The organism is Salinicoccus albus DSM 19776 (assembly GCF_000385175.1).
Classification (GTDB): domain Bacteria; phylum Bacillota; class Bacilli; order Staphylococcales; family Salinicoccaceae; genus Salinicoccus; species Salinicoccus albus.
Genome location: NZ_ARQJ01000032.1, coordinates 140,022 through 165,131, shown reverse-complemented (window position 1 = coordinate 165,131; position 25,110 = coordinate 140,022). Strand labels below are relative to the sequence as shown.

Annotated in this window: 31 protein-coding genes and 1 riboswitch; of the genes, 24 read left to right on the top strand and 7 right to left on the bottom strand. The window is 42.5% G+C overall.

All coding sequences use genetic code 11. The features are described 5' to 3' along the window. Window positions 1-38: 38 nt before the first annotated feature. The 9 genes from G343_RS0112165 (at window position 39) to G343_RS0112125 (ending at window position 7,712) form a co-directional block, all read left to right on the top strand. Window positions 39-1,022 (top strand): phosphate ABC transporter substrate-binding protein PstS family protein, encoded by a 984-nt coding sequence (locus tag G343_RS0112165; protein WP_020008429.1) that lies wholly within the window; start codon window positions 39-41, stop codon window positions 1,020-1,022. A gap of 70 nt (window positions 1,023-1,092) precedes the next feature. After that, entirely contained in the window at window positions 1,093-2,019 is a 927-nt protein-coding gene (gene pstC, locus G343_RS0112160) for a phosphate ABC transporter permease subunit PstC (protein ID WP_020008428.1), read from the top strand. 2 nt (window positions 2,020-2,021) lie between these two features. Beyond that, window positions 2,022-2,900: a phosphate ABC transporter permease PstA gene (gene pstA, locus G343_RS0112155; RefSeq protein ID WP_020008427.1), complete on the top strand. Its 879-nt coding sequence runs from the start codon at window positions 2,022-2,024 to the stop codon at window positions 2,898-2,900. A 28-nt stretch (window positions 2,901-2,928) separates the two neighbouring features. Next, entirely contained in the window at window positions 2,929-3,792 is an 864-nt protein-coding gene (gene pstB / locus G343_RS0112150) for a phosphate ABC transporter ATP-binding protein PstB (RefSeq protein ID WP_020008426.1), read from the top strand. Next, complete coding sequence (gene phoU, locus G343_RS0112145) at window positions 3,792-4,448, top strand: phosphate signaling complex protein PhoU (protein ID WP_020008425.1); 657 nt, start codon at window positions 3,792-3,794, stop codon at window positions 4,446-4,448. Before pstB ends, phoU begins: the two co-directional genes overlap by 1 nt. Window positions 4,449-4,580: 132 nt before the next feature. After that, a complete protein-coding gene (locus G343_RS0112140) occupies window positions 4,581-5,156 on the top strand; it encodes a 5-formyltetrahydrofolate cyclo-ligase (RefSeq protein WP_020008424.1) in 576 nt (191 codons plus the stop codon). Further along, window positions 5,146-6,567: a rhomboid family intramembrane serine protease gene (locus G343_RS0112135; RefSeq protein ID WP_020008423.1), complete on the top strand. Its 1,422-nt coding sequence runs from the start codon at window positions 5,146-5,148 to the stop codon at window positions 6,565-6,567. The genes G343_RS0112140 and G343_RS0112135 overlap by 11 nt, the downstream gene beginning before the upstream one ends. Continuing rightward, window positions 6,557-6,742 carry a YqgQ family protein gene (locus G343_RS0112130; RefSeq protein ID WP_020008422.1) on the top strand — a complete coding sequence of 62 codons (186 nt, stop codon included), beginning with the start codon at window positions 6,557-6,559 and terminating at the stop codon, window positions 6,740-6,742. The genes G343_RS0112135 and G343_RS0112130 overlap by 11 nt, the downstream gene beginning before the upstream one ends. A gap of 4 nt (window positions 6,743-6,746) precedes the next feature. Beyond that, window positions 6,747-7,712: an ROK family glucokinase gene (locus tag G343_RS0112125; RefSeq protein ID WP_020008421.1), complete on the top strand. Its 966-nt coding sequence runs from the start codon at window positions 6,747-6,749 to the stop codon at window positions 7,710-7,712. Between the two features lie 20 nt (window positions 7,713-7,732). On the opposite strand, the gene G343_RS0112120 is transcribed toward G343_RS0112125, so the two are convergent. Then, window positions 7,733-8,464 carry an SDR family NAD(P)-dependent oxidoreductase gene (locus tag G343_RS0112120; RefSeq protein WP_020008420.1) on the bottom strand — a complete coding sequence of 244 codons (732 nt, stop codon included), beginning with the start codon at window positions 8,462-8,464 and terminating at the stop codon, window positions 7,733-7,735. Window positions 8,465-8,619: 155 nt separating this feature from the next. On the opposite strand from G343_RS0112120, the gene G343_RS0112115 reads away from it, so the two are divergent. Next, window positions 8,620-9,825: an argininosuccinate synthase gene (locus G343_RS0112115; RefSeq protein ID WP_020008419.1), complete on the top strand. Its 1,206-nt coding sequence runs from the start codon at window positions 8,620-8,622 to the stop codon at window positions 9,823-9,825. Further along, window positions 9,818-11,191 carry an argininosuccinate lyase gene (gene argH, locus G343_RS0112110; protein WP_020008418.1) on the top strand — a complete coding sequence of 458 codons (1,374 nt, stop codon included), beginning with the start codon at window positions 9,818-9,820 and terminating at the stop codon, window positions 11,189-11,191. The genes G343_RS0112115 and argH overlap by 8 nt, the downstream gene beginning before the upstream one ends. 65 nt (window positions 11,192-11,256) lie before the next feature. Here argH and G343_RS0112105 read toward each other — a convergent pair whose 3' ends face one another. Then, complete coding sequence (locus G343_RS0112105) at window positions 11,257-11,496, bottom strand: DUF2759 domain-containing protein (protein ID WP_020008417.1); 240 nt, start codon at window positions 11,494-11,496, stop codon at window positions 11,257-11,259. 94 nt (window positions 11,497-11,590) lie between these two features. Between G343_RS0112105 and G343_RS0112100 the strand changes: the two genes are divergently transcribed. After that, window positions 11,591-12,217 (top strand): MBL fold metallo-hydrolase, encoded by a 627-nt coding sequence (locus tag G343_RS0112100; protein WP_020008416.1) that lies wholly within the window; start codon window positions 11,591-11,593, stop codon window positions 12,215-12,217. Between the two features lie 52 nt (window positions 12,218-12,269). Here G343_RS0112100 and G343_RS0112095 read toward each other — a convergent pair whose 3' ends face one another. Further along, window positions 12,270-12,509 carry a DUF2626 family protein gene (locus G343_RS0112095; RefSeq protein ID WP_020008415.1) on the bottom strand — a complete coding sequence of 80 codons (240 nt, stop codon included), beginning with the start codon at window positions 12,507-12,509 and terminating at the stop codon, window positions 12,270-12,272. A 222-nt stretch (window positions 12,510-12,731) separates the two neighbouring features. On the opposite strand from G343_RS0112095, the gene comGA reads away from it, so the two are divergent. The 10 genes from comGA (at window position 12,732) to gcvPB (ending at window position 20,976) form a co-directional block, all read left to right on the top strand. After that, the gene (gene comGA / locus G343_RS0112090; protein ID WP_020008414.1) at window positions 12,732-13,724 is read left to right on the top strand and encodes a competence type IV pilus ATPase ComGA; all 993 of its coding nucleotides are present in this window, start codon (window positions 12,732-12,734) and stop codon (window positions 13,722-13,724) included. After that, window positions 13,666-14,742 (top strand): competence type IV pilus assembly protein ComGB, encoded by a 1,077-nt coding sequence (gene comGB / locus G343_RS0112085; protein WP_156823633.1) that lies wholly within the window; start codon window positions 13,666-13,668, stop codon window positions 14,740-14,742. Before comGA ends, comGB begins: the two co-directional genes overlap by 59 nt. 28 nt (window positions 14,743-14,770) lie before the next feature. Then, entirely contained in the window at window positions 14,771-15,088 is a 318-nt protein-coding gene (comGC, locus tag G343_RS0112080; protein ID WP_026366389.1) for a competence type IV pilus major pilin ComGC, read from the top strand. Beyond that, window positions 15,039-15,497, top strand: coding sequence for a competence type IV pilus minor pilin ComGD (gene comGD, locus G343_RS0112075; protein WP_156823632.1), 459 nt, complete (start codon window positions 15,039-15,041; stop codon window positions 15,495-15,497). Before comGC ends, comGD begins: the two co-directional genes overlap by 50 nt. After that, the gene (locus G343_RS0112070; protein WP_020008410.1) at window positions 15,487-15,756 is read left to right on the top strand and encodes a type II secretion system protein; all 270 of its coding nucleotides are present in this window, start codon (window positions 15,487-15,489) and stop codon (window positions 15,754-15,756) included. The genes comGD and G343_RS0112070 overlap by 11 nt, the downstream gene beginning before the upstream one ends. Next, entirely contained in the window at window positions 15,716-16,159 is a 444-nt protein-coding gene (locus G343_RS0112065; RefSeq protein WP_245541957.1) for a ComGF family competence protein, read from the top strand. The genes G343_RS0112070 and G343_RS0112065 overlap by 41 nt, the downstream gene beginning before the upstream one ends. 158 nt (window positions 16,160-16,317) lie before the next feature. Beyond that, window positions 16,318-16,803, top strand: a complete 486-nt coding sequence (locus G343_RS0112055; RefSeq protein ID WP_020008407.1) for a shikimate kinase — start codon at window positions 16,318-16,320, stop codon at window positions 16,801-16,803. Window positions 16,804-16,894: 91 nt separating this feature from the next. After that, a riboswitch (glycine riboswitch) is annotated at window positions 16,895-16,986 on the top strand. Window positions 16,987-17,053: 67 nt separating this feature from the next. Then, window positions 17,054-18,139, top strand: coding sequence for a glycine cleavage system aminomethyltransferase GcvT (gcvT, locus tag G343_RS0112050; protein WP_026366388.1), 1,086 nt, complete (start codon window positions 17,054-17,056; stop codon window positions 18,137-18,139). Window positions 18,140-18,158: 19 nt separating this feature from the next. Next, window positions 18,159-19,502: an aminomethyl-transferring glycine dehydrogenase subunit GcvPA gene (gene gcvPA / locus G343_RS0112045; RefSeq protein WP_020008405.1), complete on the top strand. Its 1,344-nt coding sequence runs from the start codon at window positions 18,159-18,161 to the stop codon at window positions 19,500-19,502. Beyond that, a complete protein-coding gene (gene gcvPB, locus G343_RS0112040; RefSeq protein ID WP_020008404.1) occupies window positions 19,495-20,976 on the top strand; it encodes an aminomethyl-transferring glycine dehydrogenase subunit GcvPB in 1,482 nt (493 codons plus the stop codon). Before gcvPA ends, gcvPB begins: the two co-directional genes overlap by 8 nt. Before the next feature lie 44 nt (window positions 20,977-21,020). Here the strand turns inward: gcvPB and G343_RS0112035 are convergent, their stop codons facing one another. The 4 genes from G343_RS0112035 to G343_RS0112020 form a co-directional block, all read right to left on the bottom strand. After that, window positions 21,021-21,413 carry a rhodanese-like domain-containing protein gene (locus G343_RS0112035; RefSeq protein WP_020008403.1) on the bottom strand — a complete coding sequence of 131 codons (393 nt, stop codon included), beginning with the start codon at window positions 21,411-21,413 and terminating at the stop codon, window positions 21,021-21,023. 123 nt (window positions 21,414-21,536) lie between these two features. Continuing rightward, window positions 21,537-21,761, bottom strand: a complete 225-nt coding sequence (locus tag G343_RS15485; RefSeq protein ID WP_020008402.1) for an SA1362 family protein — start codon at window positions 21,759-21,761, stop codon at window positions 21,537-21,539. Window positions 21,762-21,763: 2 nt separating this feature from the next. After that, window positions 21,764-22,666, bottom strand: a complete 903-nt coding sequence (locus tag G343_RS14860) for a DUF1385 domain-containing protein (protein ID WP_020008401.1) — start codon at window positions 22,664-22,666, stop codon at window positions 21,764-21,766. Window positions 22,667-22,684: 18 nt separating this feature from the next. Further along, window positions 22,685-23,251 carry a hypothetical protein gene (locus G343_RS0112020; RefSeq protein ID WP_020008400.1) on the bottom strand — a complete coding sequence of 189 codons (567 nt, stop codon included), beginning with the start codon at window positions 23,249-23,251 and terminating at the stop codon, window positions 22,685-22,687. A 137-nt stretch (window positions 23,252-23,388) separates the two neighbouring features. Here G343_RS0112020 and G343_RS0112015 point away from each other — a divergent pair, with 137 nt between their 5' ends. Both G343_RS0112015 and efp read left to right on the top strand, forming a co-directional pair. After that, window positions 23,389-24,444, top strand: coding sequence for a M24 family metallopeptidase (locus G343_RS0112015; RefSeq protein WP_020008399.1), 1,056 nt, complete (start codon window positions 23,389-23,391; stop codon window positions 24,442-24,444). Window positions 24,445-24,475: 31 nt separating this feature from the next. Further along, window positions 24,476-25,033 carry an elongation factor P gene (gene efp / locus G343_RS0112010; RefSeq protein WP_020008398.1) on the top strand — a complete coding sequence of 186 codons (558 nt, stop codon included), beginning with the start codon at window positions 24,476-24,478 and terminating at the stop codon, window positions 25,031-25,033. Window positions 25,034-25,110: the final 77 nt, after the last annotated feature.

The following is a 25,110-nucleotide window of genomic DNA, read 5'->3' as shown; positions in this document are numbered from 1 at the left end:
TGTAAGCACAACACATATTCTACTGGAGGAATTTAAGAATGAAGAAGAGTACGTTTCTCGCAGCTCTGCTTATGAGCTTAATGTTTATCCTCGCGGCCTGCAGCGGTAGTGGCGGATCTGCTGAAGAAGATTCTGCCTCAGGTTCATCTGACGAATCTGCTGACGCTGGTTCGGAAGGAGAATCATCCGAAGGGTCCGGTGACTTAAGCGGTGAAATTGTCGGCGACGGTTCATCAACAGTTTTCCCTATCATGGAAATCATCAACGAAGAATTCAATGCTGAACATAGCATGGCTGCTGAAATCGGTGTTTCCGGTACAGGCGGCGGATTTGAAAGATTTACAGAAGGTGAAACTCACTTTAATAACGCTTCCCGTGAAATTTCTGAAGAAGAAGTCTCTCTCTTGGAAGAGAATGGCATCGACTATACGGAATTCCTCGTAGGTACTGATGGCCTGACTGTTGCTGTCAGCCAGGATAATGATTTTGTCGATTCCCTGACTTTCGATGAACTGTACACAATCTACAGCGGTGAAGCTGATTCCTGGAGCGACGTTCGTGAAGATTTCCCGGATGAGCCAATCACAGCTTACGGCCCCGATCAATCACACGGAACGCATGACTTCTTTGTTGAAACAGTGATGAATGATGAAGATATAGACGCTCAGCTCATCCAGGATACCAACCAGGTAGTAAGTTCTGTAACGCAGGATACTTCATCCATCGGTTTCTTCGGATACAGTTTCTATCTGGAAAACCAGGATTCACTTAAAGCAGTGCCTGTACAAGGCCCTGACAATGAAGAAGCGATAGAACCGACTGACGAAACAGTGCAGGATTATTCCTACCCGCTGTCCCGTCCGCTGTTCGTCTATGCGAATAACGAATCATTGAATAATAATGAAGCATTCAGGACATTTATGGAATTCACTTTAGAAAATGCAGCGGCTGCAACTGAAGAGTCTGGATATGTTGCATTGCCGGAAGAAGACTATCAGGAACAGATTGATCAATTACCATAAGTGATTTAAATATCAATGGGCGGGATCATACCCCGTCCATTTTTAAAGTATTTTTAAGTGAGGGTATATTATGGCAGATTATAATATTCAAGAGATGGTTCAGAAGAACAAAAATAATAAACGTACAAAAATAGTTGAAAAATCCATTCCAATAATACTCTTTCTTATTACTTGTATATCCATTCTTACTACTATTGGAATTTTATATACTTTAATTTCAGAAACATTCATATTCTTTACAAGAGTATCATTCATAGATTTCATCACTGATACTGAATGGAACGCGTTCAGTTCAGACCCTTCGTGGGGGATCATCTCATTGATCATGGGCACTTTGAAAATCGTTGTCATTGCGATATTAGTTGCAATACCCATTGGTCTGGGCGCAGCAATCTACCTGAGTGAGTACGCAACTGATCGCACCCGGAGAACCATTAAACCGATACTTGAAATCCTTGCCGGGATACCCACGGTTGTTTATGGAACATTCGCCATTACATTTGTAACACCTCTGATCCGGGGGATATTTCCGGAGGTTAACCTGTATAATGCCATCAGCCCGGGCGTCGTTGTGGGTATAATGATCGTCCCTATGATTGCCAGCCTGAGTGAAGATGCGATGAGTTCTGTACCGAACACTACGAGAGAAGGTTCCCTTGGGCTGGGCGCTACACGCCTGGAAACTGTGTTCAAGGTAATAATACCGGCAGCGGCATCCGGTATTATTTCTTCTTTTGTTTTGGGGATATCCAGGGCAATTGGTGAAACGATGATCGTATCCATTGCAGCCGGCAGTACGCCTAACGCCAGTCTGGATATAAGGGAATCACTTCAGACAATGACTGGGTTTATCGTACAGGTGACCTCAGGTGATGCTTCTTACGGGACTGATCTGTACTACAGTTTATATGCGGTAGGTATGACATTGTTCCTCTTCACCCTAGTGATGAACATGATTTCTCAATGGATAACGAGAAGATTTAAGGAGGAGTATTAATTATGCAGCTGGTAGATAAAGACCAAGTATCCAAATCACTGGGCGGCCGGTTAATCCGTAACAATATCATGAAGTTCCTGTTTCTACTCTGTACTCTGGTTGGACTTGTTGTACTGGTCACATTAATCGTAGATACGGTGCTCGATGGATGGAACTATCTGACCTGGGATTTCCTGACCAGTTTCAGCTCAAGCAGACCTGAAAATGCCGGTGTATACGGTGCGATTATCGGTTCCATCTGGCTGATGGCGGTGACTGCGCCAGTTTCAATCATCCTTTCGGTCGGTACAGCAATGTACCTTGAAGAATATGCCCCCGAGAACAGACTCACGGATTTCATCAAAATCAACATTTCAAATCTTGCCGGTGTACCTTCTGTGGTATTTGGCCTTCTGGGTTTGACAATTTTCGTCAGACAGCTGGCTTTAGGTAACTCAGTGCTGGCAGCTGGCTTAACATTATCCTTGATGATCCTGCCTGTCATTGTCGTTTCTTCTCAAGAAGCAATCAGATCCGTACCAAGCACAGTGCGCGAAGCTTCTGTCGGCATGGGCGCCACAAAGTGGCAGACAGTGTCCAGAATTATATTACCGGCTGCAATCCCAGGCATTATCACAGGAATTATTCTTGCTTTATCGCGTGCCATCGGAGAGACAGCCCCACTGGTCGTACTTGGAGTGCCGGTCTCACTGCTTGTCACACCAAACAGTGCCCTTGATACATTCCAGGCACTGCCTATGCAGATCTATAACTGGGTTAAAATGCCTCAAGAGGAATTCCAGTATTTGACTGCAGCGGGAATTATCATACTGCTCATCATACTTTTCCTGATGAATTCAGTGGCAATCTATATACGTAACAAATTTTCTAAAAGGTATTAACAAGCGGATTTAATTGGAGGTTTTTAATATGACAGATTCACAATTGAAGGAAGATAAAAATATGGGGACTGAGATGGGGACTGAGATAGGGACAGAAGTTAAACAAGCGGATAATGCTTCGGGCATCATTGAATCAGGTCAGCCTGTTTTTCAGGCAAAAGATTTCAACCTTTGGTATGCTGACAATCACGCATTGCAAAACATCAACCTGACATTCAGTGAAAATGAAATTTCTGCAATCATCGGTCCGTCAGGCTGCGGTAAATCCACATTCATAAAAGCACTGAACAGAATGGTTGAACTCGTGCCCATCGTACGTACAGAAGGACATATTCTCTATCGCGGTGATAATATATTCGACAAGAAAATGACGGTTGAGGAACTGAGAACAAAAGTTGGAATGGTTTTTCAAAACCCGAACCCTTTCCCAAAATCAATCTATGATAATGTGGCATACGGCGCAAGAGTTCACGGCATCAAAAAGAAAAAAATTCTCGATCAGATTGTAGAAAAAAGTTTACGAGGGGCTGCGATCTGGGATGAAGTGAAAGACCGGCTGAACCAGAATGCATACGGTCTGTCCGGCGGACAGCAGCAGCGTGTCTGTATCGCCCGTGCACTGGCAATTGAACCGGATGTCATTCTGATGGACGAACCAACAAGTGCACTGGATCCAATTTCAACCACTAAAATCGAGGATCTTATACAGCAACTTTCAAAAGATTACAGCATTGTCGTCGTCACACACAACATGCAGCAGGCAGCACGTGTTTCTGACAAGACCGCATTTTTCTATCAAGGCTATGTGGTCGAACATGATGATACCAGTGCCATCTTTGAAAATCCGAAAGATAAAAGAACGGAAGACTATGTGTCGGGAAGATTCGGCTAATGGTGTATCGGGAAAAATTTGCTGCAGAAATGGATGCTCTTTACGACAACGTCATTGAACTTGCACGCGAGTGTCACAGACGTCTTCAGGGCTGCTCCGAAGTTTTGACGGACAACAGTACAGAACCTGCCAGAGCACTGGTCACCGGTGATAAAGATGTGAACCGGATGGAGTTTGATATCAACACACAGGTGGTCAACTTGATCACCACTCAGCAGCCTGTAGCGACTGATTTAAGGCTGATCATCTCGAGTATAAAAATTGCAGATGATTTAGAACGCATCAGCGATAACATCAGTAACATCGGGGAAGTGAGAAAAAGGGTCAGAATTACCAATGAAAAATTGATACTCAGGCTCTCTACAATGGAGAAACTCGCCTCTCTCATGCTCGAAGATGTTTATACAGCGTATGAAGAAAAGAATACCAATCTATGTATGGAGATCATTACAAGAGACAAAGACATAGATTCTTTATTTGTCCAGATTACAACTTCGGACATTATTGAAGAATCAGACGTCTTTGTCACAGGACAGATCCAGCTGTCAGCCAAATATCTTGAACGGATTGGCGACCATGTTAAAAATATTGCTGAGCATGTATATTTCATCATCACCGGTGAAAAATATGAGAAGATAAAGCGCGACGAGTTATAAGCTCCGGATCTTTAATCCGGAGCTTTTTTATTGCATGAATACAGCACACTTTCTAATTCCAATGGATAGTACTATAATAAATATAACTGATAAAGTTGAAAAATTTATTTGTAATTGAAAGAAGGGAACAATTTGTCTAAAAAGAGTTTGCGTAAAGATATGATGGCCGTTCTTTCATCATTGGACGAACAGTATAAGGCCTCCTGTGAGGAACAGCTCAAATCCAAATTCGTTGAATACATTAGACAGAACGATGTAAATTCCATCGGCATTGTTCTGTCCATGCCGCATGAAATGAATACAGATGACATTATTTTGTGGATGAAAGCGCAGGGGATAGCAGTGTATACACCCGTATGCGATTACAGCAGTAAAGAAATGAACTTCATCAAATTTGTTTCCTTCGATGATGTTCTGTCAGATGAAAAAAATTTACGAATACCATCGGACACTTCCGTTATGAATAACCAGCCCGACCTCATCGCAGTCCCGGGTCTGATATTCTCAAGAGAAGGCTACAGAATTGGCTACGGCGGTGGATTCTATGACAGATTTCTGAAGAATTATAATGGGCTGAAACTTTCTCTTCTATTTGACGAACAGCTTGGTGATGTCGTCAAGGAAACACACGATGTGCCGGTTGATATACTCATTACGCCGACAGAAACGGTGGATTCACGTGCCAGGAGGCAGATAAATGAGGAGTAAATGGCATGCTTCATATGAAATGGTCAGATATACCCCATATTCATTTTTCAATTATGACAGGAACAGCGGCACAATCTGGTTGAAGAATCCAAAGAACCGCTCAGTCATCTGCATCAATGATTTTACCCCTGCGGAAGATGAGATGACGCGTATGACCGATGAATTATTCGATATCCGGGATCAAATAGCCAATCAGGCGGGTTTTGAAATCGCCTCGATTCAACTCATCTATCTGTCCGATGAAAAGGTCAATATAAAAACCGAAACTAATGGGCTGATTATTCAGCACAGAGGGGTGCATGACTTAAAAAATGTCATCCGCAATCCATTTTTCCGTCTGGATATGGAATATAAAAATCTAAAGGATGATGCTTACTATCAGAGAAGATTGATGGGGCCGCACCCGTTTGAAAAGTACATGATCAAATTCACACCTGTGACATATCTTCTGATCTGCATCAATTTAATCGTATTCCTGTTCAATTACATCGTCATCAATTTTTACGATTCATATACACTGACAAACGGTCTGGCACTCAGTCATTTTGAAGTGATGTCAGGTGATGCATACCGGCTGCTGAGCAGCACTTTCCTGCACATTACCATTGATCATTTTATATTTAACATTTTTGCACTGTATATCTTAGGCAAATTCATCGAAACACTTTACGGTAAACTGCTTCTGGTTACCGCCTTTTTAACCACAGGGATTCTATCAAGTATGTTCTCCTTGATGTTCATCACTGAGGAAGTGTCACTGGGGGCGAGTGGCGCCGTTTACGGACTTCTCGCTATCATCATTGTCCATCTCCTGGCAAACAGACGAATCAATTTAAAACTGGTGGGGCAAATTGCAGTCATCTTCATCGTTATTTCAGTACTCTCCGGCCTGTTTGCCAATATCAACCATTATGCACACATCGGCGGACTTATTTTCGGTGTATTACTCGGTGTATTATTCAATCCGCGGACATTCGGAACAAAGTGGTTACTGGGCGCCGGCATGATGATCGTGATCCTTACAGGCGTGTCATATTACGTCATATCTTCACAGGAGTCCCGTCAGCCGTTTGATGAAATGGCTCTGGAACATATTGATGACGGGGAATATGAAGAAGCATTAAATGTTCTGAATGAAGCACTCAGATCAGGGAATGATACGTCGATGACCTACTATGGGCTCGGCCTCCTGTCGGAAATTGCCGGCAATCAGGAACAGTCGGATGAATTTCATTCAAAGAGCTACAACATGGACCCGGAAAATGAACTCGCTGCAAAACACCGGCTGATAGAACTCAGGAAAGAACGCAATTATGAGGGAATGGGCAGAATACTCGATAATTTCGATACCCCGGATATTGAGGATGATGGATTAAAACTTCTGGCAGAGGAATATTACAATGGTGAATGATGATTTAACTTACGTCAATGAACTGCTGCGGCGTTTTGGGATCTATGTATATGACAAAGATATGAAAAACAGACTGAGCCTTATGGAAATGGAAATCAGGGAGCTGTATAAATACGAACTGCTCACCAAAGAAGAATTTACCAGAGCAATTTGGATCATAAGGAAAAGGGGTTAAGGAAATGAGCGTAATTCTTGCAGCAGATATCGGGGGGACCACATGCAAGCTTGGTATTTTTGATAAACATCTGCAACTCCTTGAAAAATGGCAGGTAAACACTGATATTGCAAATAATGGTGAAAATATACTGACTGATATACACGAATCTTTTATGGCAAAAGAAAGGGAAGTGGGTTTTTCAGTCAGAGAGAGCCTTGGGGCGGGGATCGGAGCCCCCGGCCCCGTCAATTTTAAAGACGGTGTACTAAATGGCGGTATAAATTTGAACTGGGAAGGCAGGATCCCCATTGCTTCGAGATTTGAGAAATTGAGCGGTGTAAGCACCATTGTCGACAATGATGCAAATCTGGCCGCACTTGGTGAACAATCCAAAGGAGCGGGTCACGGGCATGCGGATGCAGCGATGCTGACACTGGGCACAGGTGTTGGCGGCGGTATTGTCTCCGACGGTATGCTGATTCACGGCTTTGGGGGCGCTGCCGGTGAAATCGGTCATATTATGGTCGATTTCAAGCAAAGATTCAGCTGTAATTGCGGAAAAAAAGGATGTCTTGAAACGGTTGCATCTGCAACAGGGATTGTAAATATTGCTGAATTCAAGCACCGTCATGAAAATATTGAAACAAAGCTGGCAGATCAAATAGAACATGGTACAATCACTTCAAAAACGCTTATGGAAGCTGCTGAAGAGGGAGACGCCCTCGCAGTGAGTACTGTGAATGAGGCCAGCCATTATATTGCGATTGCTATCAGCAGCATTTCTGCAGTTACAAACCCGGGATACATTATTTTAGGCGGTGGTGTCAGTGCAGCCGGTCAATTTCTCATTGACCGGATCGAAAAATACTATCGGCCGGTTACCTTCCCGCCGGCGTCAGAAGGCGTGGAAATTGTTACGGCTGAACTCGGAAATGATGCAGGCATGTACGGTGCAGCCAAGCTGGTAAAGCAATACCTGATACAATAGACTCCCGATAAAACGGGAGTCTATTGTATATATTCACTGATGTCGTAATGTCCTTGATCTTTGAAATTTTCAGCCGTAATGACGGTTTTTAACGTTTGGGCAACTTTTTCAGGCGGAATGAGCTGCTCAGATGCTTTATATTCTTTGAACTTTTCAATACTCGGGAATTGTTCCGGATCTGAGCTTCTGATTGCAGTCTGCATATCCGTGTCTATTACTCCCGGGCGGAATGTTGCCGACTCTATATGAGTACCGTGGCGTGAAGATTCAAGACGTACCACATCACTGATCATGTTAACAGCCGCTTTTGAACTGCAATACGCTGCCCAGCCCTCAGTGGCTTTTACCGCGGCGCCGCTGGACACTGTCAATATCCGCTTGGTTATATTCTGATTTTTATATTCATCGATAAAAGCTTTTATCAATAATGCAGGGGCAAGAACATTGACTTTATAACTGTCAAGATATCCCGCTGCATCTATATTCTCCACTGACTGAACAGGCTCGACTGTACCTGCATTGTTGATCAGGAATACTTCATCTCCTTCATCCGGCGTAACTGAGCTGAAGATTTTGGATGATTCCTGTTCCAGTTCGGATTCATTTTTAAGATCAAGATGGAACGTTTTGAATAATTGAACATCACTGTCGACCTCAGATCTCGAAAGACTGATGATTCTGTCTCCCTTGAATTCATTTAACAGCGCTTTTCCCAGTCCTCTTGAAGTGCCGGTGATAAATACGTATCTCATTTACATAACTCTCCTTTTCTGATTAACTACAGTATAGATAATAGGACATACGATGTAAAACAAAACATATTTATGTAATGAATAAATATACTTGATTAAGTATGTTTATAATGATAATATTTAGAGCATGATACTAATAACTGAGGTGAATCGGAATGAAGGAAAAAGTGGTATTAGCATATTCAGGCGGCCTGGACACCAGTGTCACAATTCAGTGGTTTATCGATGAAGGATATGATGTGGTGGCTGTCTGCCTTGATGTAGGGGAAGGGAAAGATCTTGATCTGGTAGATCAAAAAGCGTTGGAGATGGGCGCCAGTGAATCCCATATCATCGATGCAAAAAAAGAATTTGCGGATGAATTTGTGAGTTTTGCGATTTATGCCAATGCAATGTATGAAGAGAAGTATCCATTGGTCTCAGCACTTTCGAGACCGTTGATTTCCAAAAAGCTAGTTGAAATTGCGCATCAGTCAAATGCAGAGTACGTCGCTCATGGGTGTACAGGCAAAGGCAATGACCAGGTGCGTTTTGAGGTGGCAATCCAAGGACTCGATCCGGAATTAAAAGTACTTGCCCCTGTGCGTGAATGGACATGGAGCAGAGAAGAGGAAATTGATTATGCAAGGGAAAAGAGTATCCCTATTCCTATTGATTTGGATTCACCATATTCCATAGACCAGAATCTGTGGGGGCGAAGCAATGAATGCGGTATTCTTGAAGATCCATGGAATACACCGCCGGAAGATGCATACGACCTCACTAATCATGTTGTGGATGCTCCAGATGAACAGGAAGAACTTTTCCTCACCTTTGAAGGGGGACTGCCCAAAACAATCAATGGGGTAAGTTACACGCTTGATGAGCTGATCTTAAAACTCAATAGCATTGCCGGCGTTCATGGTATCGGAAGAATCGATCACGTTGAAAACAGACTGGTCGGTATTAAATCCAGAGAGATCTATGAAACCCCCGGGGCGAAAATCATCCTTACAGCTAAGCATGATCTGGAAACCATTACTTTGACGAAAGATATTGCACACTTCAAGCCGGTCATTGAGCAGAAATTTACGGAACAAGTATATAACGGACTCTGGTTCTCACCGCTTTCCGATTCTCTGAAAGGCATGCTGCAGGACATGCAGAAACCGGTAAACGGTGAAGTCAGGCTGTCCCTTTACAAAGGTAATATTACAGTGACAGGCAGACGTTCTGAAAACAGTCTTTATAATGAAAAACTGGCAACATACACAAATGAAGATGCATTCAACCAGAATGCTTCTGTCGGATTCATCGAAATCTTCGGTCTGCCGACTAAAGTAAAGTCAATGCTGGATAATGGGGTAAAGCTCTATGACTGAGAAAGCATGGGGCGGCAGATTTCAGGGTGAAGCAATCGAATGGGTGGACGATTTCAACGCGTCCATCCATTTTGATAAAATTCTCATCGATATGGATATTGCAAGCAGTGTGGCACATGCCAAGATGCTGGCATCTAATCATATAATTACCGACAGTGAAAAAGATCAAATTATCGATGGACTGAATGCTGTATTAGATGATTATAACCAAGGACATCTCGAATTTTCCACCCAGCATGAAGATATCCATATGAATATTGAGCGCGCGCTAATTTCAAAAATTGGAGATACTGGCGGAAAACTTCATACTGCCAGAAGCAGGAACGATCAAGTCGCAACTGACATGCATCTGTATGTCAAAGGCAGAGTGCACGAGATGATAGAACGCATTGAATCACTTCAAAAAACGATCCTTAACCTGGCCAAAGAGAATATCCATGTCATCATGCCCGGCTATACACACCTGCAACGTGCACAACCCGTGCTGTTTTCCCATCATATAATGGCGTACTTCTGGATGTTAAAAAGAGATAAGGAGCGCTTTTGGGATTCTTTGAAGCGCATTGATATCTCTCCACTCGGCGCTGGTGCGATCAGCGGCACCACTTTTAACATCGACAGGGAACAGACCAGAGAGATACTGGAATTTGCCGATATTTACCAGAACAGTATGGATGCGGTCAGCGACCGTGATTACATCGTGGAAACATTATCGAATATCAGCCTTGTCATGGTTCATCTATCCAGACTATCCGAAGAAATTATATTCTGGATGAGCGAAGAAGCAGACTTTATCACATTATCCGATCAATTTACTACGGGCAGTTCCATGATGCCGCAGAAGAAAAACCCTGATATGGCAGAACTGATCCGTGGGAAAAGTGCAAGAACCGCCGGATCATTAATGAGCATGCTGATGCTGCTTAAAGGACTTCCGCTCACCTACAATAAGGACATGCAGGAAGACAAGGAAGGGCTATTTGACGCTGTCACTACCGTTAACGGTTCACTTCAAATTATGAACGGCATGCTTGGTACGATGGTCATCAACGAAAAAATTCTGAAAAAAACTGTCCAGGAAGACTTTTCAAATGCGACGGAACTGGCGGACTATCTTGTCCAAAAAGGTGTATCCTTCAGAAAAGCGCACGAAGTCGTCGGAAAAGTGGTCTTGAAATCCATCAATGAGGGAAAATATTTAAAAGATCTTTCCCTGGAGGAATTTAAGCAGGAGCATGAGAGGATCGAAACAGATGTTTTTGACATACTGGATCCGAAAATCGTTGTGGACAGAAGAAAAAGCAGCGGCGGGACAGGTACAGAAGCTGTCTTGAAACAGCTGGATGCTGCAGAAAAATCATTATGAATAATAAGCAAAAAGGCGGACTTCAAAGTCCGCCTTTTATGTAACCGGTATGCCATCAGTTTATATTACTGTCCGAATTCCGGATATCCGAATGTAAATATAGTAGCAATCGCAAAGAAACCAAATGTAGCGACTGTCGCAAAGCTGAATAATACCGCAAGCAGATTTTTGTTTTTAAAGGCAGCAACAAGCCCCCAGATGCCGAGAATGAAAACCATCAGCATTAATATTGATAGAGCGTTTACCCCAATGTGGATGGTAATGCCGCCAATTTCAAACAATTCACCCGTATCGATGAATGGCATTATTTTCAACCTCCCATTATTTCTCTTTTGCCTCATACATATTGTATAATTAAATAAGACCTTTGTCGAGAAGATTTTATGGGGAGTGAGATAAATGGAAATAAAAACATTGCCTTTAGGCATGCTGGAGACCAATTGTTATATTCTGAATAATGAAAAAAGCGTACTGATCATAGACCCATCCGGAGAACCGGAGGTCATTCGGCAGACGGTGGAGGAAATCGGAAAACCGGTGGAAGGAATACTTCTCACCCATGCCCACTTTGATCATATCGGTGCACTGGATAGTATTGCAGAAACATACAACACAGCTGTATGGCTGGGCGGTGAGGAGTCGGACTGGCTCAGCGACCCATCAAAAAACGGCTCCGGTAAATATAGAGATATGGGGATAGAACCGATTGTTTCAGACATTTCTCCTGAAGTACTAAAAGAAGGGGCGATGCATATTGGCAGTTTCAGCTTTGAGAGCATCCACACACCGGGACATTCACCGGGCAGCATGAGCTTTCTTTTTGAGGATTTTATCATCTCCGGGGATGTATTATTCAACGGCGGGATTGGCCGAACCGATTTATACAGGGGAGATCATATGACGCTGCTCAACACAATTGAACAAAAACTTTATGCTTTGGATGCAGATACAGAAGTCTATCCCGGACACGGCCCGTCCACCGTCATTGGCAAGGAGAAAACTTCCAATCCATTTATCAGAAGATAAGCAGCTGAAGGATAAAAAAACAGGCAGATTCGAGTCGAATCTGCCTGTTTTTTTATCCGAATGAAGGTTCCAGCAAGAAAGTAGAGTAGTATGTAAATCCTACAAAGAAAAGGACTAAATATGCTGCAAATACATACATATACATTCTTTCAGTCAGCTTCATGTATCCGACAAGTACAAAGAAACCGGTTTGTGCAATGAAGAACAGTGACATCATTGTCATATCCCCGACATAGAATAGGATTGCGAACATTGCCGTCCAGAATCCAAGTGTCTTAAATACCTTATCCATAGGAACAATCCTTTCATCCTTACTAAACAATACATATCTCATTTAATTATATATAAAGAGCGGGTCAAAGTAAATACTAAATCAGATAAATATACTGTCATCAATTTCCATTATTCATCATTATACACAAAATCTTGCACAGAAACACAAAATTTGTGTATTTAATTCTGAAAAGAGCAAATCGGCCTATTTTTTGTATATATAGAGTAGGAGGTGATTTTATTGAAAGCAGTTTTAGATGACATTATTAAAGATGCAATGCATCAGAATGCGACAGATATACATATAACACTCGAGAGTAATACCGGTCTCATTAGAGTGAGGAAGCAGGGCGAGCTGGAACCGTTGCAGGAAGTGCCCCTGGATGCATATAAAAAATTGATCAACTATTTAAAGTTCATTGCAGAACTCGATATTAACGAACATCGGATACCGCAGAGCGGCAGAACGATGATACAGATTGAAAATGACCGGATAGGAGTCAGAGTGAGCACACTGCCAATTTCTTTGTTAAATGAAATTATTGTGATCAGAATACTCAATCCGATGGCAGACAAAAAGTCCGGCGACTTATTTTATGAACAGTCCCATTACTTGTTCCTTAAGGAATACATGACAAGAATGCAGGGGCTGATCCTGTTTACAGGACCCACAGGTTCAGGTAAATCCACCCTGATGTACCGGCTGATTTCCGATGTCATAAATGAACAGGGGAGACAAATTATCAGTATTGAGGACCCGGTTGAACATGACCTAAACGGGATGGTCCAGGTGGAAATCAATGAAAAGGCGAACATGGATTATGTTTCACTGCTGAAAGGCGTCATGCGCTGTGACCCGGACATTATCATGTTTGGTGAAATCAGGGACAGTCATATTGCTTCAGAACTTTTAAAAGCAAGCCTCTCCGGACATCTGGTGCTCACCACTTTTCACAGTAAATCTGCAGTGAGTACATTAAGCAGGTTGAAAGATTACGGTTTATATATCGAAGAGATGATTGAAAGTATCACTTTGATCATTAATCAGCGGATTATTCATACAAACAAAGGCAGTTATATCATCTATGAATTTATGGATAATACCCGGATAAAAGATTACCTGCTGAATAAAAAGACAGATTTGATCACTCTGGAGATGCAGCTTGAGGCTTTGAATGAAAGGAAGCGTATTACTGACGATGAATTTAAAAACTTTAAAGAGAAATTCAAATAAGCTTGGAAGATATGACGCCCACTTTTTGATGAAACTTGCAGATCTGACTGAAAGTGGCTTTACTATGCACAATGCCCTGATTTTTCTACTGGAACAATACGATGTGCTTAAAGCAAAGGATAAGGAAGATTGTCTGGAAATGGCAGGAGCCGGCGGAAGCTTGAGCAGTATTTTAAGAAGGCTCGGGTATAAAAATTCCATCATCATACAGATTTCATTCGCTGAAATACATGGGGAATTACTGACCAATTTAAGACAATCTGCGCTATATCTGGAAAACATGAGGGAGACAGCCAAAAAGCTGTTGAAAGCGATCCAGTATCCCCTTGTACTGATCGGCATTTTTATCACAATGCTGGTCGTCCTGAATTACACAGTGATCCCACAGTTCGAATCACTGTATGGCGCAATGGGAACTGAATCGGATGGTTTTGTAACCTTCCTCACGCAATTTTTACAGCGTCTGCCCCAGCTCGTATTTGGCTTTTTATTATTGATGGCGGTTTTCATACTGAGCGTCTGTCTGGTTATGAAAATGCCGGATATTCGTCTAAGATGCAGAATATTGCTCGCCACGCCATTGATAAAATATTACTTCTCAGGATACCAGACCTACCGATTTTCAAGAGAATTTGGATTCTTTATCAACAACGGGCTTGAGGTCAAAGAAATCCTTGACCTCTTTAATCATCAAACTCTGAACGATTACTTGAGTTACACATCTTCACTGATAGAACAAAAACTGATCCAGGGGGAGAACCTTTCGACTGCGATTAAAAGCATTAAAATGCTGGATGAAAAACTTTCGGTATTTGTCAGCCATGGCGAACAGAACAGCAGTGTCGGAAAAGAACTGATTCTTTTCAGCGAGTATACTCTGGAAAGACTCATTATGAAAATTGAAAATGTCACAAAGAAAATACAGCCGGTAATCTTTTTAATACTGGGGCTGCTCATCATCTGCCTGTACCTCGTAATTGTCTTACCGGTATTTGAGATGATGTCTGAAATTAATTAGAGGAGGAAATAAGATGTTAAACAAACTGATGAAAAAGAAATATAACATGAAAAAAGAAGAAGGATTTACATTGATTGAAATGCTGCTTGTACTGCTTGTCATTTCTGTACTGATCATACTGATCATTCCCAATATAGCTGCTCAAAGTTCCAATGTACAGGATACAGGGTGTGACGCCCAGGTTAAGATGGTGCAGAGTCAGATCCAGGCATATACGCTGAATGAAGGGGAAGCACCGGCTTCAGTTTCTGACTTGGTGCCTGCATATTTGAATTCTGACCAGACAACATGCGCAAATGGTGTACAAATTACAATTTCAGGTGGCGAAGCTGTCAAACAGGAGTAGCGGTTTCACAATGATGGAAATGCTGCTGACTTTATTTATCGTCAGCGTCATGCTTATGATTACTGCGCATGCCATACCTGAAAATAAAGAACGGCGGATCGACAATGAAATTGAAAATATCTCATTGGTTTTCCAAGCTGTACAGACAGATACATTGAGTAAAAAAGAATCTCATATTGTAGATTTCGATCGAAAACACCATAAAATACTGATCAAAAATATCAGAGGGAAAGTGATTAATGAATACCAGCTCTCGATCTGTAAGATGGAACAGGGTTCGCTGGGACGATTTATGTATAAAGCAAATGGCGATACCAATGACTTTGGCACACTCAATTTCAACTGCCTGGAGCAAAGGATCAGCTTCGTTTTCCAGATCCAGAAAGGGAGGTTTAGAATTGAAAGATAATGGTTTTATGATGATCGACACCATGCTTTCGATGGTGATATTCTCTATCATTACTGCCGTACTCATCCCGGCGGTAATGATGATCACGTCCCTTTCTCATGAATCTGAGACCGATTTGAATTTTCACAGAACGGTTTACATTGAGCTGCTGATGTATGAAGACTTCAATGATTTCGAAAATAATACGAAAAATTTTTATGTGTCGGGAGATGCGATATGTGATAAGGAAAAGATTGAGTTATGCATTGCCATTGAATAGTCCATCCGGTTTTACCTACATCGAAGCACTCGCCGCTTTGTCAGCTGCAGCTGTAATCATGTCGTTGATGCCCGCAATATTCACATTCTTCCAAAATGTAAATCAGGAACCTGCAGCGTTTGATACAGATTTCTTTGTGCTGGATATCACCGAAGTTTTTCAGGAGAGTGAAGGAATAGAAGTGACCGGTTCAAAACTCGCAATCACTTTCAAAGGGGACAAAACAGAGATCAGTTATCGCAAAGCAGGGGACAGGATCATCAGAAGTGTCGACGGGAGCGGATTTGTGACTGTGATGTTCGGCGTTGATCGGTTCGATATTGAAGAGTCGCCGGAACGTATAGAACTTACAATCACTGCAGAGGATGTGAATTTTGATGAAACGCTGTCATTTCGGAAATGATGGATTTTTCAGCCTTTCAGTATATGTTGTCCTGATATATTTGATAGGGCTTTACTATCAGTACTATAATGAGATAATGATAACAATTGATATCCGTATGAATTTCATAGAAATCTACCAGGAAAAAATACGCGGAATATTGGAACAGGAGAAAACAAATGATTCTGATTGGCTTCATGGGCAGCGGTAAAACAACTGTTGCAAATGTGCTCGGTGAAAGGCTCAAACGAAAAGTGGTTGAGATGGATGAAGAAATTGCACAGTATGCCGGCAGATCCATTCCACAAATCTTCAATGAAGAAGGAGAAAATGGATTCAGAAAATATGAGTATGAAGTATTGAAGGATTTCTCACATACTGACGCCATAATATCCACCGGCGGCGGTGCGGTCACTTTTGATGATTCTTTCAAAATCATCAAAGCGACTGATAAGAAAGTGATCTTTTTAAATGCTGATTTCGAGCTTTTATATTCCAGAATTTCAGGGGACAGTTCAAGGCCTCTGGCCGGACAGCCTGTCGAGGAAGTGAAGCGGCTGTATAACAGCAGAATCTCAATATACAGGGACTGTTGCGACCTGGAAATAGATACTTCCCCAGGTCTTGAAGAAACAATACAGAAAATTGTTGACTTTATGGAATGACAGGGCTTACATTAAACATAGAAGAATCTTGCTATTTATTCTTTTGCAGGGTTATAATAAGAATGAATTGAATATTAGAAAATTCTTGCGAATGAACAGTGCTCGAGAGAACGAGTGATCGTCGCCGAAGGAGCAAGCCAGCATACTGGTGAATCTCTCAGGCAAAAGTACAGCATTGGGACGCAATCCTGAAGATTATTCAACAGGGCAGCATAACGCTGTCCTGTTTTTTATTATAAAGGAGGAAAAAATCATGTCTGAACTGAAAAAGACACCCTTGTATGACTATTATCAGGCCTCCGGAGCCAAAGTCGTCGACTTCTCCGGGTGGGCGCTGCCTGTACAGTTTTCAAGCATCAAGGAAGAACATAAAGCGGTCAGGGAAAAGGCCGGTATATTTGAAGTCAGTCATATGGGAGAAATCCGTGTGTCCGGCTCAGAAGCCGAAGCTTTGTTAAACTATGCACTGACCAACAACATCACCAAATTGACAGATGTCAAAGCTCAGTACACAATGCTGTGTAACGAACGCGGGGGCGTCATTGATGATCTTGTCGCTTACAGGATTGACGACAATGATTATCTGCTTGTCGTCAATGCCGCTAACACAGATGCGGATTATAACGCTTTAAAAACAATCGATGGTTTCGATGCAGTGGTGGAAAATGTGACTGACAGATACGGCCAGCTGGCGATACAGGGACCGGAGGCACGCGGGCTTGTTCAAAAATACGTAACGGAAGACATCAGTGAAATGAAGATGTTCCGGTTCAAGAAAGACGTTAATCTTTATGGATCTACAGTGATCCTATCTCAAACCGGGTATACTGGTGAAGACGGATTTGAGATCTATTGCGACATTGAGGATACCCGGAAGCTCTGGGAACTCTTCCTGGAGGAAGGTGCCGTACCATGCGGTCTCGGTGCCCGTGATACACTGCGCCTTGAAGCCGGTCTGCCGCTTCATGGACAGGACCTGACCGAGAATATCTCACCGATTGAAGCAAATATGGGATTCTCGGTCAAAACAGACAAGGGACCGTTCGTGGGCCAGGATGTTCTCACGGATCAAAAAGAGAATGGCACCTCCAGGAAACTCGTTGGTTTTATACTGCTTGACAGGGGCATTGCACGTACGAACTATGAAGTGACTGACTTGGAAGGTAATCAAACGGGCACTGTCACAAGCGGCACCCAGTCCCCTCTGACCAAGGAATCCATCGGTTTTGCTCTGGTGGATGCTGATTTTTATGAACTGGATAAGGAATTTTATATAAAAGTACGCAACAAGGATGTTAAAGCAAAATTTGCTAAAGCACCCTTCCATAAAAATTAAATTTAAGGGAGTGTAGAAATTGAGTCATCGTTATTTACCACTAACTGAAAAAGACAAAAAGGAAATGCTCGACACAATCGGTATTTCCGACATTTCCGAACTGTTCGGTGATATCCCTGAAAAAGTCAGATTCAACGGTGAACTGAACCTTAAACCACAGAAGAGTGAAACAGCACTGCTCAGGGAACTGACCAGAATTTCCAGCAAGAACATCACAACGGATACTCACGTTTCATTTCTGGGTGCCGGGGTTTACGACCATTATATCCCGACTGTTGTCGATCATGTCATTTCACGTTCAGAATTTTACACTGCGTATACCCCATATCAACCAGAAGTTTCCCAGGGCGAACTGCAGGCTATTTTTGAATTCCAGACATTAATTTCTGAGATGACTGCAATGGATGTGGCCAACTCATCCATGTACGACGGCCCAACAGCCTTTGCTGAGGCTGCCACCATGGCAGCAAGCCAGACGAAAAAGAAAAAAGTAGTGGTATCCAAAGGGGTTCATTACCAGGCGATTGAAGTTTTGAAAACCTACTGCAAAGGCCAGGATATAGAAGTTGTGGAAGTTGACCTGGACGGTACCTATACCGATATTGAAAAGCTCGACGCAGCTTCAGATGAAGACACAGCAGCAGTGATGGTCCAGTATCCTAACTTCCTGGGTTCAATTGAAGATCTGGAGGAAATAGAAAAGATTGCGCATAAGCATAAGGCATTATTCGTAGTGAACAGTAACCCATTGGCGATCAGTATACTGACACCGCCGGGCGAATTTAATGCAGACGTTGTGACGGGTGATACCCAGGTATTCGGTATACCGACACAATTCGGCGGGCCGCATTGCGGATATTTCGCTGCTACGAAAAAACTGATGCGCAAAATGCCTGGACGGCTTGTCGGTCAGACTCAGGACGATGAGGGCAACCGTGGATTTGTGCTTACACTGCAGGCGCGTGAACAGCACATCAGGCGTGATAAGGCGACCAGTAACATCTGCTCGAACCAGGCGCTGAATGCACTGGCTTCTTCGGTCGCTATGAGCGCACTCGGTAAAAAAGGTGCCGTAGAAATGGCAGAACACAACATTCAAAACACCAACTATATGAAAAAACAGTTGAAATCTGCCGGTTTTACTGTCAGCGACGGCCAATCATTCAATGAATTTGCTGTAAAACTTTCAAAAGACATTGATGAGATTAATGACACACTCTATGATGATGGCTTTATCGGGGGCTTCAATCTTGCTCATTTAGGGGACAGCTATAAGCACCACATGCTGATTGCTGTAACTGAACTGCGCACTAAAGACGAAATTGATTCATTTGTTGAAAGGTTGGGTGAATACCATGCTTAAAGGATCCAGTCCATTGATTTTTGAAAGAAGCACAGAAGACCGTTTCGCATATTCACTTCCGGATCTGGAAGTTGAAAGAGAAGAGCTGGCTGATATCATCGACTCAAAATTCCTTCGCAGGACAGAGGCAGAACTGCCAGAAATCAGCGAACTTGATTTGATACGGCACTATACTGAACTGTCCAATAAAAACTATGGTGTGGATTCCGGCTTCTATCCACTCGGGTCATGCACCATGAAATACAATCCTAAGATGAATGAAAAAGTGGCACGGCTGCCCGGTTTTGCCAACAGCCATCCATTGCAGAACGACAAGGCAAACCAGGGATCCCTGGAGATCGCCTACGATATGCAGGAGCATCTAAAGGCACTCACAGGTATGGATGAAATCACTTTACAGCCTGCTGCAGGTGCCCAGGGCGAATGGACCTCCCTGTTAATAATTAAAGCATTCCATCAGGCGAATGGTGATTATGATCGTACAGAAGTTATTGTCCCTGACTCCGCACATGGCACAAACCCTTCAAGTGCCAAAGTCGCAGGTTTTGATGTGGTCACTGTAAAATCTAATGACAGAGGGCTGGTCGACATCGACCACCTTAAGAGCGTTACAGGAGAAAAGACAGCAGCCATCATGCTGACCAACCCGAACACGCTTGGGCTTTTTGAGGAAGATATCATCGAAATTCGTGATATCATCCACGAGGCAGGCGGAAAAATCTACTATGATGGTGCGAATCTGAACGCAATCATGGCAAAAGTACGCCCTGGGGACATGGGCTTCGATGCGGTCCATCTCAACCTGCATAAAACATTTACAGGTCCGCACGGCGGGGGCGGTCCGGGCTCAGGTCCGATCGGCGTCAAGTCTGAGCTTGCAAAATTCCTGCCGAAACCGATGATTGTTAAAAACGATGACGACAGCTATAAAGTAGAGCACAATGTGCCTGACAGTATCGGGCGAATCAAACCATTCTTCGGTAACTTTGGTATTTTCCTGCGCGCCTATACCTATATCCGCACAATGGGTCCGGATGGTCTGGAAGAAGTATCGGAAAATGCAGTGCTCAATGCCAACTATGTGATGAGAAGACTGGAAGGAACATACGAACTTCCTTACCAACAGCACTGTAAACACGAATTTGTCATCAGCGGTTCCAGACAGAAGAAAATGGGTGTGCGTACAATGGATATAGCCAAACGGCTGCTTGACTATGGCTACCATCCGCCGACAATCTACTTCCCGTTAAATGTCGAGGAATGCATGATGATCGAGCCGACTGAGACAGAATCCAAGGAGACACTTGACGGCTTTGTCGATGCACTAATTCAAATTTCCAAAGAAGCAGAGAAAGAACCTGACACAGTGCTGGAGGCGCCTTATACCACAGTTGTCAGCCGCCTGGATGAGACTCAGGCAGCGAGGAAACCTGTACTGAGATTCCAGCATGAAAACATTGTTGATGAAAAATAACTCCGTAAAAAAAGGACCTGAGAGGTCCTTTTTTACATATCATTTCATTTTGATTTAGACTTAGACTTGATCTTTCCACTCCATTTTCTAATGCCACTTTTCAGCATATAAATATCAGTATAGCCTTTTTTCCTGAGCATTTTAGCTGCTCGGATAGGAAGCCGGCCATTTTGATCATACAAGTAGATTGGCTGATCTTTTCTCAAAGAGTTCATCTTCATGGAGAAATTCATCATCGGTATATTTCTCGCGCCCATGATATGGCCATACTCATATTTCTCTTTTTCTCTTAAATCAATGAGCTGAACTTTCCTCAAATTTTTTTTAAACTCTTCCTCCGGCAAAGATGTCACATTTCGCATATTCCTGTATCCATTTAATAAAAACAACAGGATTATCACGACAGCGACAATCAGAATGATCATCCAAGTATCCAAAACTTATCTCTCCTTAAATTTTCACATAAGTATATTATAGAGATTTTTGGTATAATTTTAAAGAGATATCGATAAAGAGAGATTAAATAAAAACAAGTCATAGTGATTTGACCTGTCTTTTGTCTAGCTATTTCTGTTTTTATATTTACGTTTGGACTTTCTCAAAGCTTTTTTATATTTTCTCTGACTCGGTGTCAGTATGAAAAAATAATATATTCCGTATATGATTAAACCTAGGACAAGCAGGAAAATAAGTGAACTTACAATCATGTTCATGAAATAGTCGAGGTTGGTGATCAGTCCAACCAGTGCGATGATCAGTACTAGATACAACAGGATTTTCTTCAATATCAGCCTCTCCTTACCAGTTGATTGAATGAATGTATCGCAACATCCACCTGTGAGTTATCCGGCTGTTTTGTCGTCAAATATTGCAGCAGCAGTCCCGGTATACCCAGCCATTTTAACACAGGAATGTTTCTTAATTTATTCGTCAGCTGCAGAAATTCAAACGATAGTCCGATGACCACAGGAATCAGAGCTATTCTGTTTAAAACTCTAACATATAAAGGATCTACAGGTACAAACATATACACTGCAAACCCTACAAGGACTGTAAACAATATGAATGAACTGCCACATCTGTAATGCAGTCTTGAATATTCCTGGACATTGTCGATAGTCAGTTCCCTGTCACTTTCAAACGTGTTGATCACCTTATGTTCGGCGCCGTGATATTGAAAAAGCCGCTTGATCATCGGTGTCATGGAAATGACATAAATATAGCCCAGCAGAAGTACCAGCTTGAAGACAGTTTCCAAAAGAACCTGTCCAAAATGTGAACTCACAATACCCGAGAATACTTCGGCGACAAATACCGGGATCAGTGTGAACAGAAACTTACCGAGCAGAAATGAGAGAATACCGACAATAATTGTCGATAAAACAATTTTAGCGGTGTTTGCCTCCTGTTTTTCCTGTGCAATATTGGCATCATCTTCAGGGTCCCGTTCATACCTGTCTGTGGCAAACTCCAAATGCTTCATCCCGTAGATGCTCGATTCAATAATCGCGACATTTCCCCTTAAAACAGGGACCTTTTTCAGTTTCGCCACCCATTCCTTTTGTGGACGCTGCATTTCAAAGTATTCGATCTCTTCATTATTTCTGCGGATAGCTGTCACCATGTGCTCCTTATCCTGGAACATTACCCCTTCGACAACGGCCTGCCCGCCGATAGTTGGTTTATCCATTCATTACGCTCTTTTCTTTTAGTAATATTCACTGGCACTTTTCAGTTGCTCTGTGCCTTCATTTACAGCTTCCATGGTACTGCTGTCTGCGCCGTTTTCGATGTTGTCCAGTGCGTCGCTGATCTCTTCATTGGCCAGCTCCAGCGAACTGTGTTCCCTTTTTAAATAGTCGTTCAACTCCAGTGCCTCTGCCGCACTTTGATACCTGTTCATTGCCTCGTCTATATTCTCGCGTATATCACCAATGTCTTCACTGATAATGGAAAGGTCTTCGGATTCTTTCGCTTCTTTTACCAATCCATCCAGTTTTTCAACTTCTTCTTTAAGCGCCGATGAATATTCCGATACCTCAGAGACATATGTATCAATATCCGAATTGCCGATGACCGACTGCATCTTGGATATATCCTCTTCCAGCGCCTCCAGTCTCATCTGATTTTTTTGGAGGTTCACCTCCTCAGTCTGCAGCATGGATTCAAGTTCCTTATTGCGCTCTTCTGCTTCTGCAAGTTCCTGCTTCGGAGAATTGCCGCCACATGCGGATAATACGATTATTGGTAATATCAAATAGATTAATCTTTTCATTTATAAATCTCCTGTATGTCATCCTATTATTTTACCATTATTTCCGTATATATAAAATGATTATCTAATCTATATCAGGTATAATACTGAAATCTCAAGCAATTTGATGTAAAATAAACTCGAAAGGTGGATGAAAAATGATTAAATTCGAAAAAGTCAGTGCTTTGATTGAAAGGAATAACCTTGATGCACTGCTCATCATGAGTCCGTATAACCGTCGTTATCTGTCGGAGTTTACCGGTTCAAGCGGTGCAGTTATCATAACTAAGGACAGCAGGTATCTGATATCTGATTTCAGATACAAAGCTCAAGGGGCAGCAGAAGCCAGACATTTTGATTTTGTTCTTCAGACAAAAGGGCTGCTTGACTCTGTTATGGAATTCCTTCAGGAAAAAAACATCAAAACTTTAGGATTTGAAGGCGAGCATGTAAACTTCAATACATATGATCAGTTGAAAAAAGAATTTGAACTGGTACCTTTATCTGGTGAAATTGAAAAAATCCGTATGTATAAAACACCGGAAGAAGTTGAGCTGATCCGAAAGGCATGCGGGATTGCAGATGAGGCATATGACCATATCTTAAAATATATCCGACCGGGTATGAGTGAACTTGAGGTGCAAAATGAACTTGAAAGCTATATGAGAAAACTCGGCGCCTCCGGCTCCAGTTTTGATATGATCGTTGCCAGTGGTTACAGAGGTGCCTTGCCACATGGGAGCGCGTCCGGTAAAATCATCGAATCAGGGGAAATGGTCACTCTCGATTTCGGTGCTTATTATAAAGGCTATGCGTCTGACATTACACGCACATTCGGTGTAGGTTCAGTATCAGACGAAATGGAAAAAATCTATAGTATCGTTTTGGATGCTCAAACATCCTCAGTCGGAGAAATCAAAACAGGGATGACCGGGCAGGCGGCTGATAAGATCGCCAGAGATATCATAACTGAAGCAGGCTTCGGCGAAAATTTCGGACATTCGCTTGGTCACGGTCTTGGCCTTGAGGTGCATGAAATGCCTTCAATCTCTAAAAGAAGTGAAAACATACTGGAAAAAGGTATGGTCATTACAGTTGAACCCGGCATCTATCTCGATGATATCGGGGGCGTAAGGATTGAAGACGATTGCCTGGTCACTGAACTAGGACTTGAAAAACTATCCCGCAGCAGTAAAGAACTATTCATTATATAATGATCAATCGTTCGATTGAGGAGGAAAAACTATGATTTCAGTAAACGATCTTAAAACAGGACTTACAGTTGAAGTAGAAGGCGGCATCTGGAGGGTGATCGATTTCCAGCACGTCAAACCGGGTAAAGGCGCAGCATTTGTCAGAAGTAAACTCAGGAATTTAAGGACCGGTGCAATCCAGGAGAAAACTTTCAAGGCAGGAGAAAAAATCAACAGAGCCATCATTGATAATAGAAATATGCAGTACCTTTATGCGGACGGGGACAACCATGTCTTCATGGATAATGATACCTTCGACCAGATTGATCTCCAGGGAAATTCAATTGCAGAGGAACTTAAATTCCTGAAAGCAAACATGAATGTTTCAATAATAATGTATGAAGGAGAAATCATTGGTGTCGATCTCCCTAAAACGGTTGAATTGGAAGTGACGGAAACGGAACCGGGGATAAAGGGGGATACCGCAAGCGGTGCGACCAAATCAGCCACGCTGGAAACAGGTTTGACATTGCAGGTGCCTCTGTTTGTAAATCTCGGGGATACGCTTGTGATCAACACGGATGAAGGGTCTTACGTTTCCAGGGCCTAAATGTTAAAAGCAGAGTCTCTGCTTCTATTATTGCTTGAATTGGTATGACCACTGACGTAAAATAAAAACTAGAAATT

Bases quoted from the DNA above. Each gene is read 5' to 3' on its own strand.
- G343_RS0112165 (WP_020008429.1), top strand. From the start codon at position 39: ATGAAGAAGAGTACGTTTCTCGCAGCTCTGCTTATGAGCTTAATGTTT.
- pstC (WP_020008428.1), top strand. From the start codon at position 1,093: ATGGCAGATTATAATATTCAAGAGATGGTTCAGAAGAACAAAAATAAT.
- pstA (WP_020008427.1), top strand. From the start codon at position 2,022: ATGCAGCTGGTAGATAAAGACCAAGTATCCAAATCACTGGGCGGCCGG.
- pstB (WP_020008426.1), top strand. From the start codon at position 2,929: ATGACAGATTCACAATTGAAGGAAGATAAAAATATGGGGACTGAGATG.
- phoU (WP_020008425.1), top strand. From the start codon at position 3,792: ATGGTGTATCGGGAAAAATTTGCTGCAGAAATGGATGCTCTTTACGAC.
- G343_RS0112135 (WP_020008423.1), top strand. From the start codon at position 5,146: ATGAGGAGTAAATGGCATGCTTCATATGAAATGGTCAGATATACCCCA.
- G343_RS0112130 (WP_020008422.1), top strand. From the start codon at position 6,557: ATGGTGAATGATGATTTAACTTACGTCAATGAACTGCTGCGGCGTTTT.
- G343_RS0112125 (WP_020008421.1), top strand. From the start codon at position 6,747: ATGAGCGTAATTCTTGCAGCAGATATCGGGGGGACCACATGCAAGCTT.
- G343_RS0112120 (WP_020008420.1), bottom strand. From the start codon at position 8,464: ATGAGATACGTATTTATCACCGGCACTTCAAGAGGACTGGGAAAAGCG.
- G343_RS0112115 (WP_020008419.1), top strand. From the start codon at position 8,620: ATGAAGGAAAAAGTGGTATTAGCATATTCAGGCGGCCTGGACACCAGT.
- argH (WP_020008418.1), top strand. From the start codon at position 9,818: ATGACTGAGAAAGCATGGGGCGGCAGATTTCAGGGTGAAGCAATCGAA.
- G343_RS0112105 (WP_020008417.1), bottom strand. From the start codon at position 11,496: ATGCCATTCATCGATACGGGTGAATTGTTTGAAATTGGCGGCATTACC.
- G343_RS0112100 (WP_020008416.1), top strand. From the start codon at position 11,591: ATGGAAATAAAAACATTGCCTTTAGGCATGCTGGAGACCAATTGTTAT.
- G343_RS0112095 (WP_020008415.1), bottom strand. From the start codon at position 12,509: ATGGATAAGGTATTTAAGACACTTGGATTCTGGACGGCAATGTTCGCA.
- comGB (WP_156823633.1), top strand. From the start codon at position 13,666: ATGAAAGGAAGCGTATTACTGACGATGAATTTAAAAACTTTAAAGAGA.
- comGC (WP_026366389.1), top strand. From the start codon at position 14,771: ATGAAAAAGAAATATAACATGAAAAAAGAAGAAGGATTTACATTGATT.
- comGD (WP_156823632.1), top strand. From the start codon at position 15,039: ATGGTGTACAAATTACAATTTCAGGTGGCGAAGCTGTCAAACAGGAGT.
- G343_RS0112055 (WP_020008407.1), top strand. From the start codon at position 16,318: ATGATTCTGATTGGCTTCATGGGCAGCGGTAAAACAACTGTTGCAAAT.
- gcvPB (WP_020008404.1), top strand. From the start codon at position 19,495: ATGCTTAAAGGATCCAGTCCATTGATTTTTGAAAGAAGCACAGAAGAC.
- G343_RS14860 (WP_020008401.1), bottom strand. From the start codon at position 22,666: ATGGATAAACCAACTATCGGCGGGCAGGCCGTTGTCGAAGGGGTAATG.
- G343_RS0112020 (WP_020008400.1), bottom strand. From the start codon at position 23,251: ATGAAAAGATTAATCTATTTGATATTACCAATAATCGTATTATCCGCA.
- G343_RS0112015 (WP_020008399.1), top strand. From the start codon at position 23,389: ATGATTAAATTCGAAAAAGTCAGTGCTTTGATTGAAAGGAATAACCTT.
- efp (WP_020008398.1), top strand. From the start codon at position 24,476: ATGATTTCAGTAAACGATCTTAAAACAGGACTTACAGTTGAAGTAGAA.